The sequence below is a fragment of the Halomonas hibernica genome (assembly GCF_013183775.1).
In the GTDB taxonomy this organism is placed as follows: Bacteria; Pseudomonadota; Gammaproteobacteria; order Pseudomonadales; family Halomonadaceae; genus Vreelandella; species Vreelandella citrativorans.
The window spans coordinates 69,156-89,508 of sequence record NZ_VIFN01000006.1 but is presented as its reverse complement, the minus strand read 5'-3'; the positions used below and the strand labels follow the sequence as shown (position 1 = coordinate 89,508).

Annotated in this window: 21 protein-coding genes; 12 read left to right on the top strand and 9 right to left on the bottom strand. The window is 55.6% G+C overall.

Annotated features, from left to right (window positions below):
• Positions 1-4: 4 nt before the first annotated feature.
• Entirely contained in the window at positions 5-1,399 is a 1,395-nt protein-coding gene (locus FKN99_RS10975; RefSeq protein ID WP_253927029.1) for an isochorismate synthase, read from the bottom strand.
• Positions 1,400-1,415: 16 nt separating this feature from the next.
• Positions 1,416-1,916, bottom strand: a complete 501-nt coding sequence (locus FKN99_RS10970) for a DoxX family protein (protein WP_172117882.1) — start codon at positions 1,914-1,916, stop codon at positions 1,416-1,418.
• Positions 1,917-2,068: 152 nt separating this feature from the next.
• Between FKN99_RS10970 and FKN99_RS10965 the strand changes: the two genes are divergently transcribed.
• Positions 2,069-2,995, top strand: coding sequence for a 1,4-dihydroxy-2-naphthoate polyprenyltransferase (locus FKN99_RS10965; protein ID WP_172117881.1), 927 nt, complete (start codon positions 2,069-2,071; stop codon positions 2,993-2,995).
• A gap of 26 nt (positions 2,996-3,021) precedes the next feature.
• Here the strand turns inward: FKN99_RS10965 and FKN99_RS10960 are convergent, their stop codons facing one another.
• Positions 3,022-3,324, bottom strand: a complete 303-nt coding sequence (locus FKN99_RS10960; protein ID WP_172117880.1) for an antibiotic biosynthesis monooxygenase family protein — start codon at positions 3,322-3,324, stop codon at positions 3,022-3,024.
• 436 nt (positions 3,325-3,760) lie between these two features.
• Here FKN99_RS10960 and FKN99_RS10955 point away from each other — a divergent pair, with 436 nt between their 5' ends.
• The 5 genes from FKN99_RS10955 to FKN99_RS10935 all read left to right on the top strand — a co-directional run bounded on the left by FKN99_RS10955 (position 3,761) and on the right by FKN99_RS10935 (position 7,829).
• Positions 3,761-4,441, top strand: coding sequence for a transglycosylase SLT domain-containing protein (locus FKN99_RS10955; protein ID WP_216658050.1), 681 nt, complete (start codon positions 3,761-3,763; stop codon positions 4,439-4,441).
• An 11-nt stretch (positions 4,442-4,452) separates the two neighbouring features.
• Complete coding sequence (locus tag FKN99_RS10950) at positions 4,453-5,193, top strand: sulfite exporter TauE/SafE family protein (protein WP_172117879.1); 741 nt, start codon at positions 4,453-4,455, stop codon at positions 5,191-5,193.
• Between the two features lie 144 nt (positions 5,194-5,337).
• Positions 5,338-5,709, top strand: a complete 372-nt coding sequence (locus FKN99_RS10945; RefSeq protein ID WP_172117878.1) for a hypothetical protein — start codon at positions 5,338-5,340, stop codon at positions 5,707-5,709.
• Positions 5,710-5,937: 228 nt separating this feature from the next.
• Positions 5,938-7,056, top strand: coding sequence for an alkene reductase (locus tag FKN99_RS10940; RefSeq protein WP_172117877.1), 1,119 nt, complete (start codon positions 5,938-5,940; stop codon positions 7,054-7,056).
• A 167-nt stretch (positions 7,057-7,223) separates the two neighbouring features.
• Complete coding sequence (locus FKN99_RS10935; RefSeq protein WP_172117876.1) at positions 7,224-7,829, top strand: cell division protein ZipA C-terminal FtsZ-binding domain-containing protein; 606 nt, start codon at positions 7,224-7,226, stop codon at positions 7,827-7,829.
• A 42-nt stretch (positions 7,830-7,871) separates the two neighbouring features.
• Here FKN99_RS10935 and FKN99_RS10930 read toward each other — a convergent pair whose 3' ends face one another.
• Both FKN99_RS10930 and FKN99_RS10925 read right to left on the bottom strand, forming a co-directional pair.
• The gene (locus tag FKN99_RS10930) at positions 7,872-9,461 is read right to left on the bottom strand and encodes an ABC-F family ATPase (RefSeq protein WP_172117875.1); all 1,590 of its coding nucleotides are present in this window, start codon (positions 9,459-9,461) and stop codon (positions 7,872-7,874) included.
• Between the two features lie 83 nt (positions 9,462-9,544).
• Positions 9,545-10,408 (bottom strand): sirohydrochlorin chelatase, encoded by an 864-nt coding sequence (locus tag FKN99_RS10925; RefSeq protein ID WP_172117874.1) that lies wholly within the window; start codon positions 10,406-10,408, stop codon positions 9,545-9,547.
• A gap of 64 nt (positions 10,409-10,472) precedes the next feature.
• Here FKN99_RS10925 and FKN99_RS10920 point away from each other — a divergent pair, with 64 nt between their 5' ends.
• Positions 10,473-11,072 carry a gamma-glutamylcyclotransferase gene (locus FKN99_RS10920; protein ID WP_172117873.1) on the top strand — a complete coding sequence of 200 codons (600 nt, stop codon included), beginning with the start codon at positions 10,473-10,475 and terminating at the stop codon, positions 11,070-11,072.
• A gap of 23 nt (positions 11,073-11,095) precedes the next feature.
• Here FKN99_RS10920 and FKN99_RS10915 read toward each other — a convergent pair whose 3' ends face one another.
• The gene (locus FKN99_RS10915; protein WP_172117872.1) at positions 11,096-11,623 is read right to left on the bottom strand and encodes an HPP family protein; all 528 of its coding nucleotides are present in this window, start codon (positions 11,621-11,623) and stop codon (positions 11,096-11,098) included.
• A gap of 174 nt (positions 11,624-11,797) precedes the next feature.
• The gene (locus FKN99_RS10910) at positions 11,798-12,091 is read right to left on the bottom strand and encodes a hypothetical protein (protein WP_172117871.1); all 294 of its coding nucleotides are present in this window, start codon (positions 12,089-12,091) and stop codon (positions 11,798-11,800) included.
• A gap of 244 nt (positions 12,092-12,335) precedes the next feature.
• On the opposite strand from FKN99_RS10910, the gene FKN99_RS10905 reads away from it, so the two are divergent.
• The 5 genes from FKN99_RS10905 to madM all read left to right on the top strand — a co-directional run bounded on the left by FKN99_RS10905 (position 12,336) and on the right by madM (position 17,659).
• Positions 12,336-13,097 carry an SDR family NAD(P)-dependent oxidoreductase gene (locus FKN99_RS10905; RefSeq protein WP_172117870.1) on the top strand — a complete coding sequence of 254 codons (762 nt, stop codon included), beginning with the start codon at positions 12,336-12,338 and terminating at the stop codon, positions 13,095-13,097.
• Positions 13,098-13,413: 316 nt separating this feature from the next.
• The gene (locus tag FKN99_RS10900; protein ID WP_172117869.1) at positions 13,414-14,751 is read left to right on the top strand and encodes a malonyl-CoA decarboxylase; all 1,338 of its coding nucleotides are present in this window, start codon (positions 13,414-13,416) and stop codon (positions 14,749-14,751) included.
• Positions 14,752-14,786: 35 nt separating this feature from the next.
• The gene (locus FKN99_RS10895; protein WP_172117868.1) at positions 14,787-16,322 is read left to right on the top strand and encodes a malonate--CoA ligase; all 1,536 of its coding nucleotides are present in this window, start codon (positions 14,787-14,789) and stop codon (positions 16,320-16,322) included.
• Positions 16,323-16,411: 89 nt separating this feature from the next.
• Entirely contained in the window at positions 16,412-16,882 is a 471-nt protein-coding gene (gene madL / locus FKN99_RS10890) for a malonate transporter subunit MadL (protein WP_172117867.1), read from the top strand.
• A 15-nt stretch (positions 16,883-16,897) separates the two neighbouring features.
• Positions 16,898-17,659 (top strand): malonate transporter subunit MadM, encoded by a 762-nt coding sequence (gene madM, locus FKN99_RS10885; protein WP_172117866.1) that lies wholly within the window; start codon positions 16,898-16,900, stop codon positions 17,657-17,659.
• 8 nt (positions 17,660-17,667) lie between these two features.
• Here the strand turns inward: madM and FKN99_RS10880 are convergent, their stop codons facing one another.
• Both FKN99_RS10880 and FKN99_RS10875 read right to left on the bottom strand, forming a co-directional pair.
• Positions 17,668-19,365 carry an ABC transporter permease gene (locus FKN99_RS10880; protein ID WP_172117865.1) on the bottom strand — a complete coding sequence of 566 codons (1,698 nt, stop codon included), beginning with the start codon at positions 19,363-19,365 and terminating at the stop codon, positions 17,668-17,670.
• The gene (locus tag FKN99_RS10875; RefSeq protein ID WP_172117864.1) at positions 19,365-20,348 is read right to left on the bottom strand and encodes an ABC transporter substrate-binding protein; all 984 of its coding nucleotides are present in this window, start codon (positions 20,346-20,348) and stop codon (positions 19,365-19,367) included. The genes FKN99_RS10880 and FKN99_RS10875 overlap by 1 nt, the downstream gene beginning before the upstream one ends.
• Between the last annotated feature and the right edge of the window lie 5 nt (positions 20,349-20,353).

Here is a 20,353-nt window from a genome sequence, read left to right as displayed (position 1 = left end):
GGTATTACCCCATGTTGAGCAGCGACATAATGTCGGCAATTTTGTTGTCCAGCTCACGCCACTCTGCATCAGGCTGAGAGCCCGCGACAATGCCCGCACCGGCATAAAGGCGAATTTCATTAGCGCCGATATGAGCACACCGGATAGCCACCGCAAGCTCCGTACTGGCCAGGCTCACCCGGCCAAACACACCCGCATACCAGCCCCGCTGGTGGCGTTCATGCTGGCGGATAAACGCTAGCGCCGATGCGCGGGGAACACCACCTACCGCTGGGGTAGGCGGCAAACTGGCAAGCAGCGCCTGGTCCGTCACCGTGTGATGCAGCTCAGCATGAATAAGGCGGCGGATATGCTGCACAGAGCGCAGCTTGAGAACATGGGCCTCCCCGGCTTGAACAACGCGAGACAAAGGCTCAAGCCGGGCAAGAATATCCTCATAAACGCACTGGTTCTCCAGGCTGTTTTTGGTATCCGCCAACAGTGCCTCGGCAAGGTATTGGTCCTTTTGTGCATCAGCGCCACGATGAGTGGTGCCCGCTAGCGACTCGGTTAGCAGCTGCGTACCTTCTCGCTGATAAAGGCGCTCCGGTGGGCAACCGATAAAGGCGGTCTCTGCATCCCACTGAATGCCTAATTGAAAGCACGCCGTCGCCTCTGCCTGCCAGCGGTCCAGCAGTGCCCAGGGCGATGGCGTTTTCGATGCATCGTCCGCGATAACCAAACGCGTCTCTCGCGATAACACCACTTTGGGCGTATGGCACAGCTGATCAGCGTGGGTCACCTGGGATACCCACGCTGACCACGCCTGCTGGGCAGGGGCGTCATAACGTAAATAGGCATGCGGACGCAGAGGGGGTAGCGGTTGTTCTTGCTGGAGACTGGCTAAAAAGGCGCGGGCTTCGGCTATTTCAAGGTCGCCGCAGCGGTCGTCAAAGCGCAAATTGAGCGTCAGTAGCGCCCCCTGTTGTGAGCGCTTAAGTTCCACACGCGGCAATATGAAACAGCAATTTTTGAAATTTTCCCAGCCGGGCGATGTAGCATCAAACACCATGCCGCCGAAATAGTCCGGCTGCTCACCAGGCAAGGTTGCGAGTTTGGCAAGGTCGGCCTGCAGCATCTCAAGCGAATCGACCGCGCTGACCATGCCTAGCGTCGCGTACTCAGGTGCACCGGCGTCACGCGCTTTCCAGTAGCCGCGCGGAAAAACCGTTTGCGCGTCCAACCATCCCATCAGGCTATCAACGCGGCAAGGCACGCTCAGGCGTATAACCCCTTGGATGGACGGCACAGACAATGTATCAAGCCGGTCCATAAGCTCAGCGACAGCGCTCTGGCTGTTCATATGCGCCAACCCGTAAGCGACGCTGCTGCCTGTTACCCAGCGCATGTGTTCAGACAATCAGTGGCCCCGCGTCTCAGATAAATCGGGTGCGGCGCGTAATGCCCAGCCTCTGCTTGATATAGGGTAAGACCCAGCGGTCTCCCCCAAAATGGCCAGCGTTCGCGCCCGCTACCAGTAAGAAAAAGGTTAACGCAATCATCCACGGGTTAGTGGAGACCGTACCCGCCATTAGAAACGACATATTCATTACAATAGCGAAGAAGCCTGCAAAGGAGGTCAGCACCCCCACGATCAAGCCCAACCCCACGAGTATCTCCCCCAGCGGGATCACCACATTAAACATACCCGCATAGGGCAGCGCAAAATGCTCCAAAAAAGCAACGTAGTTGGGATACACCATGCTCCCTTCCCGCATTACAGGGTTCGCTACCGCGTTACTCAGGAACCCTTGCGCATCAAAACCGCCCGTCAGTTTGCCGATTCCCAAACTGAGCCAAGTAATCCCAAGATAAAGCCGGAAGGCTAGCCAAACAAGCGCTGCATATTTGCTTTGTCTAAATAAGTCGCCGATCATCGAATTAACTCCTGTTAAGAGGGATTAACAATAGTTTGCGATAAGACACTGCTGCTTCTTTTGACGCAGGTCTACTTTTTAGCACTTAATAATACATAGCTACGCACGCCCTTTTAGTCATTTAACGTCATCACGACCAGGACACCAAAGCAATGGATCAACCCGACAAGCACCGCCCGTTCCAGGTTTGGTTATTAGCGGCCCGGCCTCGTACGCTGCCTTTGGCATGTGCCTCTATCCTGCTTGGCTCAGGCCTTGCGGCGCACGCACAAGGGTTTAATCCGAGCGTGCTACTCCTTGCCCTGCTAACGGCGATTGCCCTGCAAGTGCTTTCAAACCTGGCCAATGATTACGGCGATGCGGCGACGGGGGCGGATGATCACCAGCGCATAGGCCCGGTTCGCGCTGTCTCTTCAGGGTTACTGAGCCCTCGCGCTATGCGCGGTGGAATGGTGGTGATGGCGGTCGTTGCCGCCCTGTGTGGGCTGTTGCTACTGCTGACGGCTTTTGGCAATCAGTGGACGTCCATTCTCATCTTTATTCTTCTGGGGGCTGCCGCGCTGCTGGCCGCGGTCACGTATACCGTAGGGCTGGGCGGCACGCCGTATGGCTACCGGGGGCTGGGAGATATTGCGGTCTTTATCTTCTTCGGCTTGTTAGGGGTGCTCGGCACGTACTACCTGCATGCACAACAACTGGACGGGCTTACACTACTGCCCGCCGCCGCTTGCGGGTTACTGGCAACCGCTGTATTGAACGTGAATAACGTGCGCGATATCGAAAGCGACACGCGCAACGGCAAGATCACCCTGGCGGTGCGCTTAGGCCGCGCTAACGCCATTACCTACCACTGGATATTGCTGGCAATGGCGCTACTGCTCACCGTGATTTATCTGGTCGCACTGCCCGCCCCCTGGCTTAGCTGGAGCTGCCTGCTGGTTGCCAAACCGTTAGCAGACGCTGCCAGAACGCTACACCACACTACCGACGGTGAAACGCTTACCGGCATGCTGAAAAAAACCGCGCTATCGACACTGATTTACAGTGTACTGCTCTCACTCGGCCTGGCGCTCTATTAAGAGAGGCCAAGCCGCTTGCCCCGTGCTTAAAGCACGACCTCATACCCTTCAAATTTGGGCGGGCCCAGGTAGATACCTTCCGGTGACTTGGCGCCCGCATGGGCCTTACGAAACGCCTCTGACTGGGTCCAGGCGCGGAAAGCCGCTTCCGACTCCCATACGCTGTGGGAAATAAACACGGTGTGCTCTTCCTGGCTTGCGCCCTGCAACATGTTGAACTGCTTGAAACCGGGCACGTCGCTCAAGTGCGAATCACGCTTACGCCACACCTCCAGAAAATCCTCTTCGCGGCCTGGGGCAATCTGAAAACGGTTCATTGCGATATACATGACAACTCTCCTGCTGGGTTGGTCCTGCCAAGTTAGTTACGCGGCGATAACTAGATGGTAACGTCACCGTTAAGTAACGAACAGCTTAGGCTTTAGAAGAAAGCTGCTTGCGCTGCTGGTCGTGCCCACGCTCTATTATCTGCCAACATCAGCAAATGCCAACAAGCCTGAAGTGCTGGATTAACCTCCTTGTTGCCTGGGCGGCAGGCGGCTGGCAGCAGCCAGGGTCGCTCAACGGGCAGGAGATCAAAAGCTCCAACCCCATCGGGAAAAAACATCCCGTTTAGAATTTTCGTCACTCATTTCACAACTTACGCTAACGACCAATAACAATCTGATTTTAGTACGTATAAACTCTAGCCCTTAAACAGTATTAATGCTGGCGGCTATCAATAGCCCTGTTATCAATGACGCTGTTATCCACAAGGAATTCTGCATGCTCCGCCCTGTTGATAATTTTAACGCTGCGCTTTCATCTTCACTGCTAACACTGCGCAGTTGGGCAGGATTAGCGTGTGTGTTGTTGCTCTCTGGCTGTGCGACCTTTGCCCCCAACCCACCACAAGACCAGAGCAATATTTGCGAAATTTTCCGCGAACAGCCCACTTGGTACGACTATGCACGCGACTCTCAGGAGAAGTGGGGAACGCCCATTGCGACACAAATGGCGTTTATTCAGCAGGAGTCTTCCTTTAAAAGCCACATTCGTCCTGACCGCAAGTATTACCTGGGCTTTATCCCCGGCCCCCGCCCCTCTTCGGCAAAAGGCTATGCCCAAGCGCAGGACCCGGTATGGGGAGAGTACCGAGAGCAGGCAGGTAGCCTGTTTGCGCGGCGCACCAGCATGAAACACGCCACCGACTTCATTGGCTGGTATAACCACCGCTCCCAACAGCAGGCGGGAATTTCATTAACCAACCCTGAGCATCTTTATTACGCCTACCACGAGGGCACAGGCGGGTATCGTCGTGGCACGTACCAGAACAAGCCTCAGGTAATCAATGCAGCACGGCAGATCGTCGCTCGCACAAACCGTTATCAATCCCAGCTCAATGCCTGTGAAGCCGAATTTCAATGCCGCCGTTTTTATCAGATCTGGCCCTTTTGCCGTAGCTAAGAAGTTTTAACATGTCCCTACTCATCGGTTCGTTCTTTGTTTTTGTAGTTTTTTTCACCTCGATGTTATCGGGTATCTTCGGCATGGCGGGCGGGCTGGTACTGATGTGGTTTCTGCTGCTCGCGTTCCCGGCGGCCAGCGCCATGGCCGTTCATGGGGCCATTCAGCTTACCGCTAACGGGTCGCGGGCATGGTTATCGCGACGCTTTATTGTCTGGCGAACGGTCGCGTTTATGACGCTAGGCGTAATAAGCGCCGCCGGGCTACTGGTGTTGCTTGGCTATAGCGCCAATGCCGCCACGGTGTCACTGTTAATTGGCTTGATGCCCCTTCTGGTGTGGATGCCCAAACGCTGGTTCCACCTCAACGCCAACCGAACGAGCCACGCGCTGCTTTGCGGCATGGCATCGGGTGGGTTAACCATTGCCGCCGGAGTGTCCGGGCCGCTGATCGATATTTTCTTTGTACGCTCTCGAATGGATCGTCGTGAAGTGGTGGCCACTAAAGCAATGATTCAGGTGGTCGCGCATAGTATTAAAATTCTCTTCTACCTGAGTGCTGCGCTGGCACTAGGTGCTGGGGATTGGGGCATGGTACTGCTGGCTGCGCCGCTGGCTATCCTGGGCACCCAAGTAGGTACACATGTGTTACATCGCCTTACCGATGCCAACTTCCGTACATGGACACGCTGGATTGTGACCGGTATTGGCATTTTCTATTTTGCCCAGGGGGCATATTTGCTGAGTCAGTAAATTGACCGTTCCGGCGTGCGTACATTAAGGCACATACCATTTATTGACACCTTCATTAACTGGCGCTATCGTCTCGATAGATGAAAATGAGAAACACTCTCTTTCTCTTATCGACGACTTGTTGACGAAGTGCAGGCAAATGACATGACCAGTGAGCAGCGACAGCTTCGCCAAACCCTTGGGTTCTTACGAACCTCGTTCGAGGCGATTCAGCACTCAATTGCAGGACGGTTGGACGACCCGCTGCCCTGCTGGCTGGATACTGGAATGCTTTCGATGCTGGCCGGAGAACTTAACCGCTGCTGCAAAGAGGCCAAACCGCTATTTGCCCCTCAAGTAGTCGAGCAAATTTTTCTCGCCGCTCAACAGTGCGAGCTACTGCTGAAACAGTGCCCCGGTGTACTCAATAGCGCTATCTGTCACCGGCAGTTAGCCGCGATTATGCTGCCGCTCAACAATGCCCTTCAGCTAATCGTCATACCTCCTAAACGGCGCTGGCCTTGGCAGCGAGATTGAGTTCATCGCGCTCAGGTACATCGTTACTTAGGCACGTCACTACCCGGTACGCTGTTAATCAACGGCGCCATCAATGAGTCCTCCAAGCCCCATCTTTATCAAGGTGGGGTTTTGTTTTATGCCTGGCGACCTCATAACAAACCACAAGGAAGAGTGGTTGGCGCTTACTAGTAAACTGGTCTATTGTGTCATCACTTTAAAGCAGTGCACGTAACAGGAGTTAGCTGAATGGCATTTGAAGCACTTTTTAACCCGACCCAACTTGGTAGTCTGTCGATTCCTAACCGCGTCATCATGGCACCGCTCACACGCGCACGCACACCGGATAGCGTGCCTGGCAAACGGCAGCAAGCCTACTATGGGCAGCGGGCCGGTTCTGGCCTGATTATCAGTGAAGCAACCAATATCTCTCCCACTGCCCGTGGTTACGTCTACACCCCAGGCATTTGGACCGATGAGCAGGAAGCGGGCTGGAAGGAGGTCGTCAATACGGTGCATGCCAAAGGCGGTCGAATTGCGCTGCAACTTTGGCACGTTGGGCGTGTTTCCCACGAGATGGTGCAACCCAATGGCGAACAGCCGGTCGCGCCCAGTGCGCTTAAAGGTGAAGGCGCCCAGTGTTTTGTTGAATTTGAAGACGGTAGCGCAGGCCAGCACCCCACCAGCACACCGCGCGCGCTGGAAACCGGCGAGATCCCCGGCATTGTGGATGACTACCGCCAGGCGGCGGTGCGTGCCAAGCGTGCGGGTTTCGACATGGTTGAAGTGCACGCGGCCAACGCCTATTTGTTGAATCAGTTCTTGGCCACCGGCACTAACCAGCGTACCGACCAATACGGTGGCTCGCTGGAAAACCGTGCACGCTTCCCGCTGGAAGTGGTCGATGCCGTTGTTGACGTATTTGGCGCTGACCGGGTTGGCATTCGCATGACGCCGTTTATCGAGCTGTTTGGATTAACCGACGATGAGCCTGAAGCGATGGCGTTCTATATGGCGGATCAGCTTTCCAAACGTGGCCTTGCCTATTTGCATCTTAACGAGCCCAACTGGGCCGGTGGCGACATTCAGTTCCCAGACGGTTTTCGCGAGCAGATGCGTGAGCGCTTTAGCGGCAGCCTGATCTACTGCGGTAACTATAACGCCGAACGTGCCGAGGCCCTGCTCGGTTCAGGCAACGCGGAAGCCGCCGCCTTTGGCCGTCCGTATATCGCCAATCCCGACCTGGCAGAGCGCTTTTATCAGAACGCTCCATTGAATGAGCCTGATCACGCCACCTTCTACGGTGGCGACGAGAAAGGCTATACCGATTACCCATTTATGGATAACGGTTATGATCGTATTGGTTAATACGCCGACGTAAATTGCGTGTTCATAACAGCAAAAAGCACCACTTGTGTGGTGCTTTTTGCATATATATTCATGTTAGAACGCTGTTACTATAAAAGTTCTGATTACCAGGTCACGTCTTTTAAACGCTATAACTGCCGCTGCTTTTTAAACTGGGTTGAATGCCGATGGATAATAATAACACCACTGTATTACTACTTTCTGTGGCCTCATTGCTACTGGCTGGCATTGCTACCGCTATTTTTATCTACATTGTGGTGCCTTGGCATAAGCGTCGGCGCGCCCGCGCTATTGCACGCAAAATAGCGGCTAAAGCCGCCGCAGCCCCGCCAACACCTGAACCTGCCGTTGAACCAGAACCAGCGGCCAAGCCTGCCCAAACGTTTAAACAGCATTCGCTGTTTATTCTTTTTGATCAGCCGGGAGAGAGCACTGACCAGCGTTTGGCCGAGTGGCTGAAAAGCCATAATGCCCAGTATGATTCGCTCAAGCACGTATTTTTGATTAGCGGCCAACAGCCTGCCAACCCCATCACCGTCACGAATGCTTTTTTGCCTGGTGAGCTGCCCGACTTGTACCGGGATGAGCAAGGCACTGAAGCGGTTCGGGGTATCAGCTTGATCGTTAAACCACCGCTGCACAAACGCCGCAATCAGCAGATGTACGTGTATGTGGAGCTGGCCAAAGAAGTAGGCAGCCTTTTAAACGCGGATGTATTGGATATCCACCACCAGCCGGTAACGGAAGCGACCTACGCCTCCATTATCGGCTGATAAGTTCACGCTCAGTGCCTTAGCCGTTGATGATGGCGCTGTTTACACCACGCCCTGGCTGCGCAGGTAATCGTCATAGCTGCCGCTGAAGTCGACAATGCCGTCGGGCTGCATATCGATAATGCGTGTGGCGAGTGACGACACGAACTCACGGTCGTGGCTGACAAACACCAGCGTACCGGGATAGTTTTCCAGTGCCAGGTTTAGCGCCTCAATGGATTCCATATCCAGGTGGTTGGTCGGCTCATCCATCAGCAGTACGTTAGGGTTAGTCAGGGTTAACTTGCCAAACAGCATGCGCCCCTGTTCACCGCCGGAAATGACCTTGATGGACTTTCCAATATCGTCGCTTGAGAACAGCATGCGCCCCAGCGCACCGCGTACGACTTGCTCGCCCCCCTGGGTCCACTGTCCCATCCACTCGAAGAGCGTCATATCGACGGCAAAGTCATCGGCATGATCCTGGGCAAAGATGCCGACTTCGGCCGCATCAGTCCACTTCACTTCGCCTTTATCGGGGCGCAAATCGCCCGCCAAGGTTTTCAGCAGGGTCGTTTTGCCGATACCGTTGGGGCCGATGATCGCAATACGCTCACCCGCTTCGACGGACATGGAGAAGCGCTCAAACAGCGGCGCACCGTCATCGTAGCCTTTGGTAATTGCGTCAACGTTGACCGCATTACGGTGAATCTTCTTGTTCTGGTCAAAACGGATAAACGGACTTACCCGGCTGGAAGGCTTGATGTCTTCGAGCTTGATTTTATCGATCTGGCGCGCCCGCGAGGTGGCCTGTTTGGCTTTCGAGGCGTTCGCCGAAAAGCGGCTAACAAACTGTTGAAGCTCAGCAATTTGGGCTTTTTTCTTGGCGTTATCCGAGTGCTGACGCTCACGCGCAGCAGTTGCTGCCGTCATGTAGTCGTCATAGTTACCCGGGAACAGGGTAATCTCACCGTAATCCAGGTCCGCCATATGCGTACATACGCTGTTCAGGAAGTGGCGGTCGTGAGAGATGATAATCATGGTGCTGTTACGCGCCGTCAGAATATCCTCCAACCAACGGATCGTGTTGATATCCAGGTGGTTGGTAGGCTCGTCGAGCAGCAGTACATCAGGGTCAGAAAACAGTGCCTGGGCAAGCAGCACGCGCAGCTTCCAACCGGGAGCCACTTCACTCATTGGGCCGGTATGCTGCTCAATGGGAATCCCCAGGCCCAGAAGCAGTTCACCGGCGCGGGATTCGGCAGTGTAGCCATCCAGCTCAGCGAAGCGCACTTCCAGGTCGGCCACGGCCATACCGTCTTCTTCGCTCATTTCCGGCAGGCTGTAGATGCGTTCGCGTTCCGCTGCAACCTTCCAAAGCTCGGTATTGCCCATGATCACAGTGTCGATGACCCGCTCATTCTCATAGGCGAACTGGTCCTGGCGCAGCTTGCCCAGCCGCGTGCTGTTATCCAGCATGACCTGGCCGGAGGTTGGCTCAAGCTCGCCACCCAGAATCTTCATAAAGGTCGACTTGCCGCAACCGTTAGCGCCAATCAGCCCGTAGCGATTGCCGTTGTTGAATTTGACGGAGACGTTCTCGAACAGAGGCTTGGCCCCGAACTGCATGGTGATATTGGCGGTTGCGATCAAGATGGTGACCCTGGTTAGCGGAGTAATTGCGCGTACAAAGGCTCGCGATTCTACGCGCTCTTGGACAACGTTACACCCTTCGCCTAACGCAGTGTGCTATCGGGGGCGGGCAGCTCCAGCAGAAAGCGTTGCCCATCAATCGCTTGGCATAGCCGAGAGTGCAAAATATCGACAATACCGGAATGTTCACCGACCAGCCTTGTGGTCGCAACATTAAGCGTAGGGTGACGCTGTTGAGCGGCCTGGCAAATCTCGGCAATATCACCCTCTTCCCCTGCATGCCTGCCCGGCGAGAGAAACAGCATCGCCAGAACGACCGGCCCATCGTGAAAATCGGGGTTATCCAGCAGGTTTTCCAACAGCGGTTCGTTAAAGCGATACGCCTCCCCTTCACGCCGTTCCATGGATGCCGCGGCCACGCAAGCAACCTCATCCGCTAACAGCACGCTCAACTGCCCGGCCAGCCGATTGCGCACGGCCGTAACTTCAGGAATAGGGCTGCCATGGTCGACAAGCGCAACCCGGGGGCGCGTGCCATTAAGATGCTCGCGTACGTTGTCAGCCAACAGCCTGGCCAGCCGCAGATCGTTATCCCCCCGTTCGTCCACCAACGGCTGGGCGACTCGCACACTCACGTGAGGAAAGCGCGCTTGTAGGGTCGCCATACGTTCGGGTAGATAGTCGGTCAAGGCCTTGCTTGGCCCAAAAAAGAACGGCAAAACGATGATCTCGGTAGCCCCTTGCTCCGCGCTGCGCTCGGCGGCAGGCCCAAGGATAAGGGCGGGAGTGCCCTCCAGTTCATCAGCCGGGATTTTATGGGAGTGGAGCAGTGACGCGGCGCACACCGTCTCGCCTGTTTGTTGGCTGAGCAAGGCCGCTATACGGCGTAAATTGCGGGTGGCGGCCGGGCGTAATGAGCCATTATCGACCAGAAAAATAGCGCGCATGAGTGCTCCAGGGGAGAGTGCCCGGTCATGTTACCATGGCATTTTAAACCACGTGACGGGGCCCATGTTGATCGATACTACTGCCATCAACCAGCAGCGCCACTGCTTCGATGCAGATGCGGAAATCTGGATTTTCGGGTACGGATCGCTGATCTGGAAAGCGGACTTTCCCTTCCTGGAAAAACGCAGTGCTTATATTACCGGTTGGGAGCGCCGCTTCTGGCAGGGTTCCCATGATCATCGTGGCACGCTGGAAGCGCCTGGTCGCGTGGTCACTCTCACGCCTGTCCCAGGGGCTATTTGCCACGGCATGGCCTACCGCATTACTCCCGAGACGTTAGCGCCGTTGGATCACCGTGAGAAAAATGGCTACTTGCGCGAGTTAACGCCCCTGTTTTTTACGGACAATGTTACGGACAGTGACTCAAGCACTAACGAGGGTGATCAAGCGCAAACGCAAGGGCTGGTGTATCTGGCAACCGACGATAACCCCGCCTTTCTGGGCCCAGCGCCGCTTGATGATATGGCCCGCCAGATTGCTCACGCGTCTGGCCCTAGCGGCCCCAACCGTGACTACCTGGTTAACCTGGCCCAGGCACTGCGGCATTTAAACGTCGATGATGCGCATATTTTCGCGTTGGAGCAGCAGTTAAACCGCCTTTAGTTGCACTATCAATCGTACGGACACTACCAATAGCGCGGATAGCGGCGATGGCGTGCCAGGTTATTAACCAAAATTGCGATCGCCAGCATCACCACGCTGCCCATACCAATAGGAAGCAGCGGGTACCACCAGCCCAGATTATGCACACTGGCACCGCCACCTACCGCAATAAGCGCCGCAGCAGCGCCGGGCGGATGCACCGTATGGGTTAATTGCATAATCAGAATGGAAAGCGATACCGAAAGCGCCATGGAAAGAGGCGTTGCCCCCAAAAGCTGGTAACAGCCCACCCCAATACACGCTGACAGGACACTGCCAAACAGCACATGGCTGGGCTGCGCAAACGGACTTTCCGGTGCGGCATAGATCAGTACCGACGTTGCCCCAAACGAACCCACAATCAGCAACTGCTGGGAAAGCCATGCCGAGCTTAACCAGCAAATCACCGCCATACCGGTAAATGCGCCCAACCATGACCATACAGCATCCTGCCAACCTACCCGATTGCGCTGAATACGTTCGCCCCGCATTTTGCCAAGATACGTTTTCATCTCGCTCTCATTGCACTAAAGAAGTGCGAAATGATGGCAAATTGCACCAAATAGGCAAATGATAAATGGTCATAGCGTTATGAATACGTTTCAAAACATTAACGAGTGAAACGATTAACGCCATTAATACAGATACTTAGCAAGCTTACTTAAGCATCTTAATACTGAGACTGATTACATAATGAGCCAAGAAAGAATAAATAGCGCCAACAAAATCCGTACAATGGCGCCAAACAGTGACCCGCGCAGCAGCGCTCGTACACCACCCCACAATAGATAAAGCCCTATGATTAACACCAGAAGGCTAAAAAATGACGCGTTGATCCCCAGCGAACGACTGAGCCCATCGACAAACTCTTCAAGGGCACCGAAGAAATTGGTAAAAATAGCCAATAGGAACTCAACCACCGTACGAATTGCATCGCCGATGGTTTCCCCCACCCTGTCAAAAAAACCATTTGCCTGCATGCAATATCCCCAAACGTAACCATCGTGTTGGTTGGCATTGTCAGCTAAAACCCAGCAACGGGCAAAATAATGCGCTCGGCACATGCACATACCAACGACGTTGAGTCGCTGGCTGTGCTCTTATCTAGCCAGGCTGGCCGCGAAGATACAGAGTCAAATAGCCATTAAGCCTTCAAGAAGCCAAGCGAAACAGGCTACATTAGGACTGAATCTATTGTGTCCGCCCAATAAAGGAGTCTTCGCAATGCCCAGCGTTTTAATTACCGGTGCAACATCCGGCTTTGGTAAGGCCGCCGCCCAGCGTTTTGCAAAAGCAGGCTGGTCATTGATTTTGACAGGCCGCCGGGAAGAGCGCTTGAAAGCGCTTGAGAGCGAGCTTTCACAGCAGGTGCCGGTATTAACCCTGACACTTGATGTACGCGATAGCGACGCGGTCACCAACGCTATCAGCAATTTACCCGAGCGCTTTTTGCCGCTCACCTGCTTGATCAATAATGCAGGCCTGGCACTGGCGCCCGAGCCTGCGCAGCAGGTCGACCTCAACGACTGGCATACCATGATTGATACCAACATCACCGGGCTGGTCAACGTCACTCACGCCGCGATGCCATTGCTACTGGCGCATGGTAAAGGTGCCAGCATCTTGAATCTTGGTTCTGTAGCAGGCCAGTGGCCTTACCCTGGCGGCCATGTATACGGCGCCTCCAAAGCGTTTGTTCAACAGTTTAGCTACAACCTGCGCTGCGATTTATTAGGCACTGGCGTACGGGTTACCGACCTTGCCCCGGGCCTGGCGGAAACCGAATTCACCCTGGTGCGCACGAAAGGCAATCAGGAAGCCTCCGATGCTCTGTATCGCGGTACTACACCGCTTCAGGCCGAAGACATTGCCGAGCAGCTCTACTATCTCGCCACGCTGCCCGCGCATATTAATATTAACCGCCTGGAAATCATGCCCGTGCGCCAGGCATGGTCGCCGCTTAATGTTGACCGCGACCCTGTATAACATCGCAATCCACTAACACGCGTCTGCTTTTTATGCTGCTGCACGGGTGATACAACGCTTCTCCTTCACCAGTATTCACTCGTACAGCAGCCCTTTATTAGGCTTCTCTGCCTGTCCTTTTTTGCTGGCTAACCCGCTATTCTCACGCGCTTTTCTCCAAGCCTTCACCTTATGTCTACCCCTGCCACGCTTGACCTAAATATTTTAAACCTCTATTTGTTATATATAACAAGGCGCCTAATAAATTTCTCTACGCCGTCAAGCGTGCCCTGCCAAGGGACCGCCCATCCAGAGGTCGATGTGCATGAATGTGAACATGACGTTTCTTCAAGGGCTACTCTCCAATATCAGTACGCGTACACGTCTCTTGGGTAACGCGTCTAACACCGCACAAAGCAGTGGTGCGCACTTGCAAGCTCTCTCATCAGCCTGTGCAACGCTGATGGAGCGTGGCGGTGAAGCCTCCCAGATAATGACCGCCCAGCGTGCGCTCACTCATTATCAGCAGTTGGCGCCTGAAGAGAGACTGGCGTTCTTTTCGCTGCTGGCCAGCGACTATTCCGCTGAGCCTAGCGCCATCCATAGCGCCTACAAAGCGTACTGTGCGTCGGAGGATAACGCCGCGCTGGAACAACTGTTTAACGCTTGTGAACCGCGTCGTCAGGATTTATTGCGCCGTTTGAACCTTTGCCCAGGCGGCACCTTCGAGCTGGTCAAGATGCGTGCCGACTTGCTCAAGCAATTGCGCCATATGCCAGAGCTTGCCGCGCTCAACAGCGACTTCTCGCATCTGTTTAATTCCTGGTTTAACCGGGGGTTTCTGGTGCTGGAAAGCATCGACTGGAATACGCCCGCCGCCGTGTTGGAAAAGCTCATTCAATACGAGGCGGTGCATGCCATCAGCGACTGGCGCGACCTGCGCCGCCGCCTTGATCCAGATGATCGCCGCTGTTACGCCTTTTTCCACCCGGCCACCGGCGACGAGCCGCTTATTTTTGTGGAAGTGGCGCTTTGTAAAGGTATCCCCGACAACGTTCAGCGTATTTTGGAACATGGCGAAGAAGTGCCGCTGGAGGTAGCCGACACTGCGGTGTTCTACAGCATCAGCAACTGTCAGGCAGGACTTAAAGGGGTGTCGTTCGGCAACTTTTTGATCAAGCAAGTCGTACAGGAGCTTAGCCGCGAGCTGCCGCAGTTGAAGAACTTTGTCACGCTTTCGCCGGTACCCGGTTTCGCCGACTGGCTCGCCGAGCAGCGTGCCTCGCAGTCACTGGTACTGTCAGAGACGCTAGGCACCTTTTTACAGGACCATGAAGCAACCGAGCTGCCCGCCGCCGCGCATAAAGAGTTCATGCGCCTGGCCGCCTATTACTTAACCGAGGCCAAGCACCGTAGTGGCCAACCGCTCAATCCGGTCGCGCGTTTTCATTTAGGCAATGGCGCCAGCCTTCATCGGCTGAATTGGCTGGGTGACACCTCATCCAAAGGGCTGCAACAGGCCCACGGCCTGATGGTTAACTACCTCTATCAGTTGGAGCGTATTGAGCAAAACCACGAAGCCTATACTCGCAACCATAGCGTGGTATGTGCCAATGACATTCGCCGTTTAGCCAATCAGGCAGGCCAGTATTTCAACAGTGAAGCGAACGCCTAACAGCGAGCGCTTTGGATAATAAAAAGGACCCTTTCATGAACCACAATCTTTATCTCAAGTTCTATCCGCATTTTGAACGTCAGTCCAATAAGGTGCTGATGGATACGCTCAACGGCAAGCGCTACCGGTACAGCGATGTTCTCGCTACCAGTCGAAAAATGGCCAGCACCCTGCTTGAGCTGGGCGTTTCACCGGGCGACCGAGTGGCCGTACAGGTCGACAAAAGCCCTGAGATCGTGATGCTGTATCTTGCCTGCCTTCAGGTCGGCGCGGTGTATTTGCCACTGAATACCGCCTATACCGACAGCGAAATCGCCTACTTTCTGGAAGATGCCGAGCCACACGTTTATGTTTGCCGCCCAGAGGTGCTGCAACATGCCCGCGCTATCGCCAGCGGCGTTGCCCATGTAGAAAGCCTGGGCACCAACGCCGACGGCAGCCTGATGGAGAAGGTCGACAAGGCCTCCGAAACCGAACAGGTGTGCGAGGTGTCGGCCGACGACCTGGCGGCCATCCTGTACACCTCGGGGACCACCGGGCGCTCCAAGGGCGCCATGCTAAGCCACCAGAACCTGGCCTCCAACAGCCAGGCGTTGAGCGAGGCGTGGCACTATTCCGAACACGATCATCTGATCCATGCCCTACCGATTTTCCATACCCATGGGCTTTTTGTAGCGTGCAACATTACGCTAATCAACGGCGCGTCAATGACGTTCCTACCCAAGCTGGACGTGGATGAGCTGCTTGATCTGATGCCCCATGCCAGCGTGCTAATGGGCGTACCCACTTTCTATACCCGCCTGCTCGCTTCGCCGCGTTTAAACCGCGATATCGTTGCCAATATGCGCCTGTTTATTTCGGGCTCGGCGCCGCTGCTGGCGGAAACCCATGAAGCGTTTGCAGCACGTACCGGCCACGCCATTCTTGAGCGTTACGGCATGACCGAAACCAACATGAACACCTCCAACCCCTACAATGGCAAGCGTCGGCCCGGCACCGTGGGCAAGCCCTTGCCAGGCGTAGAAGTACGGATTGCCGACCGTGAAAGTGGCGCCGCACTTGCCCAAGGGGAAACCGGCATGGTTGAGCTACGCGGGCCTAACATTTTTCAGGGCTATTGGCGCATGCCCGAAAAGACCAAGGCGGAGTTTCGTGATGACGGCTTTTTCATTACCGGCGATTTAGGCCTGATGGATGACCAAGGCTACCTGAATATCGTGGGCCGCGATAAGGACCTGGTGATCTCCGGCGGCTACAACGTCTACCCGAAAGAGATTGAGCAGTTGATTGATGACCTGCCCGGCGTAATGGAGTCGGCCGTTATTGGTGTGCCTCATAGCGACCTGGGCGAAGGGGTCGTCGCCGTGGTGGTCCCCAGTGCTTCAGACGCCGTTAGCGAAGCACTGGTACTGGCCGCGCTGAAGGACCAGGTAGCACGCTACAAACAGCCCAAGCGGGTTTTCTTTGCCGATGCGCTCCCTCGCAACGTTATGGGCAAAGTGCAGAAGAATCAGTTGCGTGACACCTACGCTGACACCTTTAAAAAGGAGCACACCGCCGCTAACGCTTGATGCTGGATCCCGCGCCGCAGGGGAAGGGCTAAGCCCTGACTGCGGTTAAAGATAGCTCCATACAACAACGATAAAACAGGAAGATTGCCATGGTGATTTACGGAGTTGCCCTGCTCGCAGGGTGTATGTTGGTTGGCCTATGGGCAGGTGATGTGCTGGGCATGCTGCTGGGCGTCAATTCCAACGTAGGCGGCGTCGGCATTGCCATGCTGATGCTGATTTTTCTGGGCGGCTACCTGATGGACAAGGGAAAAATGCCCAGCGGTACCGAAAGCGGCATCACCTTCTGGAACGGCATGTATATCCCCATTGTGGTGGCCATGGCGGCGAGCCAAGATGTTGCCGCTGCCTTTGATGGTGGGATGATCGCGCTCCTGGCAAGCCTGGTGGCCGTTGCCGCAAGCTTTGCATTGGTGCCCTTTCTCACTCGCCTCGGTCATCCGAAATCTTCATCCACGACAGCGGTTGTGTCTGCTTCAAGCGCCAGCAAGGCCAGTAAGTCTCGGGTCAAAACCTCTTCATCTTCTCCGGCGTCTGCGCGCACGCGCACGGCCCGCTAACCTGAGGCTATCGTTATGATTGAATCGTTCGTCACTCAGCTCGAAAAACAGCATCTAATCGCCGCCTTTGCGCTGGTAGGCGGTGCAATGTATATCTCTTATCTGGTCAGCGACAAGCTGACCAAGGGCCGCGTTCACGGCTCAGCCATTGCGATTATGGTGGGCTTGGCGCTCGCTTATTTTGGCGGCGTTCATACCGGCGGTAGCCGTGGGCTTGCCGATATCAGCCTGTTTGCAGGGCTTGGGCTAATGGGTGGCGGGATGCTGCGCGACCTGGCCATCATCGCCACAGCTTACGGGGTGCGCTTTCAGGAAATTCGTGCAGCGGGAATCAGCGGTATCATCGCGCTGTTTTTGGGCGTCATTGTGTCCTTCGTGGCGGGTGTGGCCGTGGCTTACGCATTTGGCTATCGGGACCCGGTCTCGCTCACCACCATTGGTGCCGGTACCGTCACCTACATTGTTGGCCCCATTGCCGGCGCCTCCATTGGCGCCTCTTCCGACATTATTGCGCTTTCGATTGCAGCAGGCCTTTTCAAATCGATTCTGGTGATGGTGCTGACCCCCATCGCTGCCCGCCATATCGGTCTGGACAACCCGCGCTCTGCGATGATCTTCGGTGGCTTGATGGGCACCACTAGTGGCGTGGCGGCAGGCCTTGCTGCCACCGACCCGAAACTGGTGCCTTATGGTGCCATGACGGCCACTTTCTATACCGGGCTGGGCGCACTGCTTGCCCCTTCAGTGCTGTACCTTGCTGTGCGCGCCGTTTTTTAAAGGCGTATCTAGCTGGCGATGGGCAACCGTTTGCGGCTGAAGGCCGTTAGCCCGACCAATAGTGCCGTGGTGGTAAAAATCGCCACGGCGCTCATCGCCATTCCCACTCCCGGTGAGCCCTGCTCGAATTGTCCAAATACGAATGTCGATACGGTGCTCATGCCTGCCGGCGCCACCATCAGTGATGCCACCAGCTCTCTAGAAGCGATGGCAAACACCAGCAGCATGGATACCAGAAGACTCGGCGCCAGCGCCGGCAGCAAGATACGCCGAAACGTCGTGACAAACCCGGCACCACACACTCTGGCAGCCGCCTCCAGACTTTCACCCATCTGCCGGAAAGCCGCACTGGCATAGCGCACAGGGTAAGGAAGCAGCAGGCACGCATACGCCAGCAGCAGCATCGCCCCGGTGTTGTACACCTGAATGGGCCAATGGCTCTGGTTCCACGCCAGAATCAAACCTACTGCGACAACGACCCCAGGCAGGGTGTTGGGCAGCAACGACAGTAAATCGAGCATCCCTTTGCCACGTACTTGAGCGCGCACCACCATATAGCCAACCAGGGCTCCCAACACACCTGTGAGCAAAGCGGTACCAACGGCCAGGCTCAAGCTCGTTCCCAATGCCTGCATGGCACCGCCACGATTGGCAAACAGCGCCTCGAAGTGGCGTAGCGACAGGTTATCCAGCGTAAGCCCGCCCGACAGCGTTCCCGTCAGCGCTGTCGCCAATACGGCCAGCAGGGGAACGGCAACCGAGATAAACGCCACGGCTGAAAAAAGCACTAAGGTCGGCCATTTCCATTTTCCAAGCTCGGCGCGCTCCCCCGTCGCTGGCTTGCCGGTCTGGCTGATAAACGAACGCCGCGTTACCAGCCAGTGCTGGACGTAGAAGGCGGCCATCGCCAGCATCACAAGCAACAGTGACAGCACGGCAGCGCCGGGGATATCGATTGGCCAGTCGGAAAAGCGCTGATGAATCCCGGTCACCAAAACGTGATAGCCCGCCTGAGCGCCCAGCGTGGCTGGCGTGCCGAACTCCTCAATCGTGAGTGCAAAAACCAGCAGTAGGCTGGCCGCAATACCGGGCGTCGAGAGTGGCAGCGTGACGCGCCAAAGCGCCTGCCACTTGCCTGCCCCACAAACGCGGGCGGCCGACGCGTAGCGCCCACCCACACTCATCATAGTGCGCGAAACGGCAAAATAGACCACGGGAAAGACGTTCAGAACCATCACGAACACAATGCCGTAGAAAGAGAATAGAAAATGGCTCGCTTCGATACCCATTAACTGCTGCGCATAGCCACGCGGCTGAAGCGTCAACATCCAGGAGAGCGCTGCGATATACGGTGGAATCATAAACGGAATCAGAAAAATCAGATCCCAAATAGCGCCGCCCGGCACACGGGTAAGCGCCCGCAGCGCGCCAAGCGGTATGGCCAGCACGGCACAGGCCAAGACCACGGCAAGGCCCAGCCGCAGCGTATTGCCCAGCAGTTTAAGCAGTGCAGGGTCGACAAGCGTTGGCACGAACAGTGTAAAAGCACCAGAGAGATCACCGCGCGACCATAGCGGAAAAATGGCCTGCAAAACGATATACAGTAGCGGCAAGCCCACCAATAAAAGCAGTATCAGCACCGTGAGCAACAGCACGATGCCTGCCCCGTCCAAACGGGGCAGGTTGAGGGCTTTGATCGACTTCATCACCCGCCCGTCAGCCCACGAAAGCGTTCCAGAATGACGTCACGCTGCTCGTTCATTGCTTCGCTATCGATATCAATCAGCGTCAGCTCATTCAGCGTCGGGCGCTGTGCTTCGATATCGTTACGTGCTGGCATCAGGTAGCTTTCAGCAACCCGCTGCTGGCCTTGATCAGAGAGCACAAAATCGATGAACTGCTCGGCCTCATGTTGCATAGCGCTGGACTCGAGAATCATCATCGGGCGCGGTGCGATAACCGTACCACTTTCGGGGAAAATGACCTCAATCGCCTCACCGCTTTCCTGTTGGGTAAGCGCAATATAGTCGACGGCGCCAAACACAACAGACTTGGCGCCCTGCAATACGGGGTTAAGCGCGCGCGCATTAGGCCCGGGCACCACCATACCGTTGTCCATCAGTGCTTCCAGCAACGACCACGTTGCGTCTTCTCCCGTCGCTGTCAAAAGGCCGGCCACCAGCTCAAAAGCGGCCCCCGACTGAGCGGGATCAGGCATAGTTACCTGGTCGGCGTAAACCGGGTCAGCCAGATCAGACCAGTCGCTGGGTGGCGGCGTATCACTATTTTGGTTCCAGACCAGCGACAGCGCCGAAACGCCCTGGGCGACGTAGTCATCCGCCTGCAGGAAATCAGGCACAGTGGCCGCATTAGAAGATCGATAAGCGTGCAAGAGACCATCTTCCGAAAGCGACGTGGCGCTATCCCAAGAGGCGGAAATGACGACATCCGCCAACGGATTGGCACGCTCGGCTTCCAACCGGGCCATTACCTGGCCTGTCGTACTTTGAAACACATTCACATCGATATTGGTTTGCTCGGTAAAATCGGCCGCCAGACGTTCAATCAGCGAGTTCGGCCCTGCCGAGTAGACCGTCAACGCCTGAGCATGAGCTTGACTACCCAGACTAAAAATTGCGGCGCCCGTAAGCGACACCAGCGCAGAGCGGGAAAGCAATCGAGAAAGCATGCGAC

Bases quoted from the DNA above. Each gene is read 5' to 3' on its own strand.
- FKN99_RS10970 (WP_172117882.1), bottom strand. From the start codon at position 1,916: ATGATCGGCGACTTATTTAGACAAAGCAAATATGCAGCGCTTGTTTGG.
- FKN99_RS10965 (WP_172117881.1), top strand. From the start codon at position 2,069: ATGGATCAACCCGACAAGCACCGCCCGTTCCAGGTTTGGTTATTAGCG.
- FKN99_RS10960 (WP_172117880.1), bottom strand. From the start codon at position 3,324: ATGTATATCGCAATGAACCGTTTTCAGATTGCCCCAGGCCGCGAAGAG.
- FKN99_RS10955 (WP_216658050.1), top strand. From the start codon at position 3,761: ATGCTCCGCCCTGTTGATAATTTTAACGCTGCGCTTTCATCTTCACTG.
- FKN99_RS10950 (WP_172117879.1), top strand. From the start codon at position 4,453: ATGTCCCTACTCATCGGTTCGTTCTTTGTTTTTGTAGTTTTTTTCACC.
- FKN99_RS10945 (WP_172117878.1), top strand. From the start codon at position 5,338: ATGACCAGTGAGCAGCGACAGCTTCGCCAAACCCTTGGGTTCTTACGA.
- FKN99_RS10940 (WP_172117877.1), top strand. From the start codon at position 5,938: ATGGCATTTGAAGCACTTTTTAACCCGACCCAACTTGGTAGTCTGTCG.
- FKN99_RS10935 (WP_172117876.1), top strand. From the start codon at position 7,224: ATGGATAATAATAACACCACTGTATTACTACTTTCTGTGGCCTCATTG.
- FKN99_RS10925 (WP_172117874.1), bottom strand. From the start codon at position 10,408: ATGCGCGCTATTTTTCTGGTCGATAATGGCTCATTACGCCCGGCCGCC.
- FKN99_RS10920 (WP_172117873.1), top strand. From the start codon at position 10,473: ATGTTGATCGATACTACTGCCATCAACCAGCAGCGCCACTGCTTCGAT.
- FKN99_RS10915 (WP_172117872.1), bottom strand. From the start codon at position 11,623: ATGAAAACGTATCTTGGCAAAATGCGGGGCGAACGTATTCAGCGCAAT.
- FKN99_RS10910 (WP_172117871.1), bottom strand. From the start codon at position 12,091: ATGCAGGCAAATGGTTTTTTTGACAGGGTGGGGGAAACCATCGGCGAT.
- FKN99_RS10905 (WP_172117870.1), top strand. From the start codon at position 12,336: ATGCCCAGCGTTTTAATTACCGGTGCAACATCCGGCTTTGGTAAGGCC.
- FKN99_RS10900 (WP_172117869.1), top strand. From the start codon at position 13,414: ATGACGTTTCTTCAAGGGCTACTCTCCAATATCAGTACGCGTACACGT.
- FKN99_RS10895 (WP_172117868.1), top strand. From the start codon at position 14,787: ATGAACCACAATCTTTATCTCAAGTTCTATCCGCATTTTGAACGTCAG.
- madL (WP_172117867.1), top strand. From the start codon at position 16,412: ATGGTGATTTACGGAGTTGCCCTGCTCGCAGGGTGTATGTTGGTTGGC.
- madM (WP_172117866.1), top strand. From the start codon at position 16,898: ATGATTGAATCGTTCGTCACTCAGCTCGAAAAACAGCATCTAATCGCC.
- FKN99_RS10880 (WP_172117865.1), bottom strand. From the start codon at position 19,365: ATGAAGTCGATCAAAGCCCTCAACCTGCCCCGTTTGGACGGGGCAGGC.
- FKN99_RS10875 (WP_172117864.1), bottom strand. From the start codon at position 20,348: ATGCTTTCTCGATTGCTTTCCCGCTCTGCGCTGGTGTCGCTTACGGGC.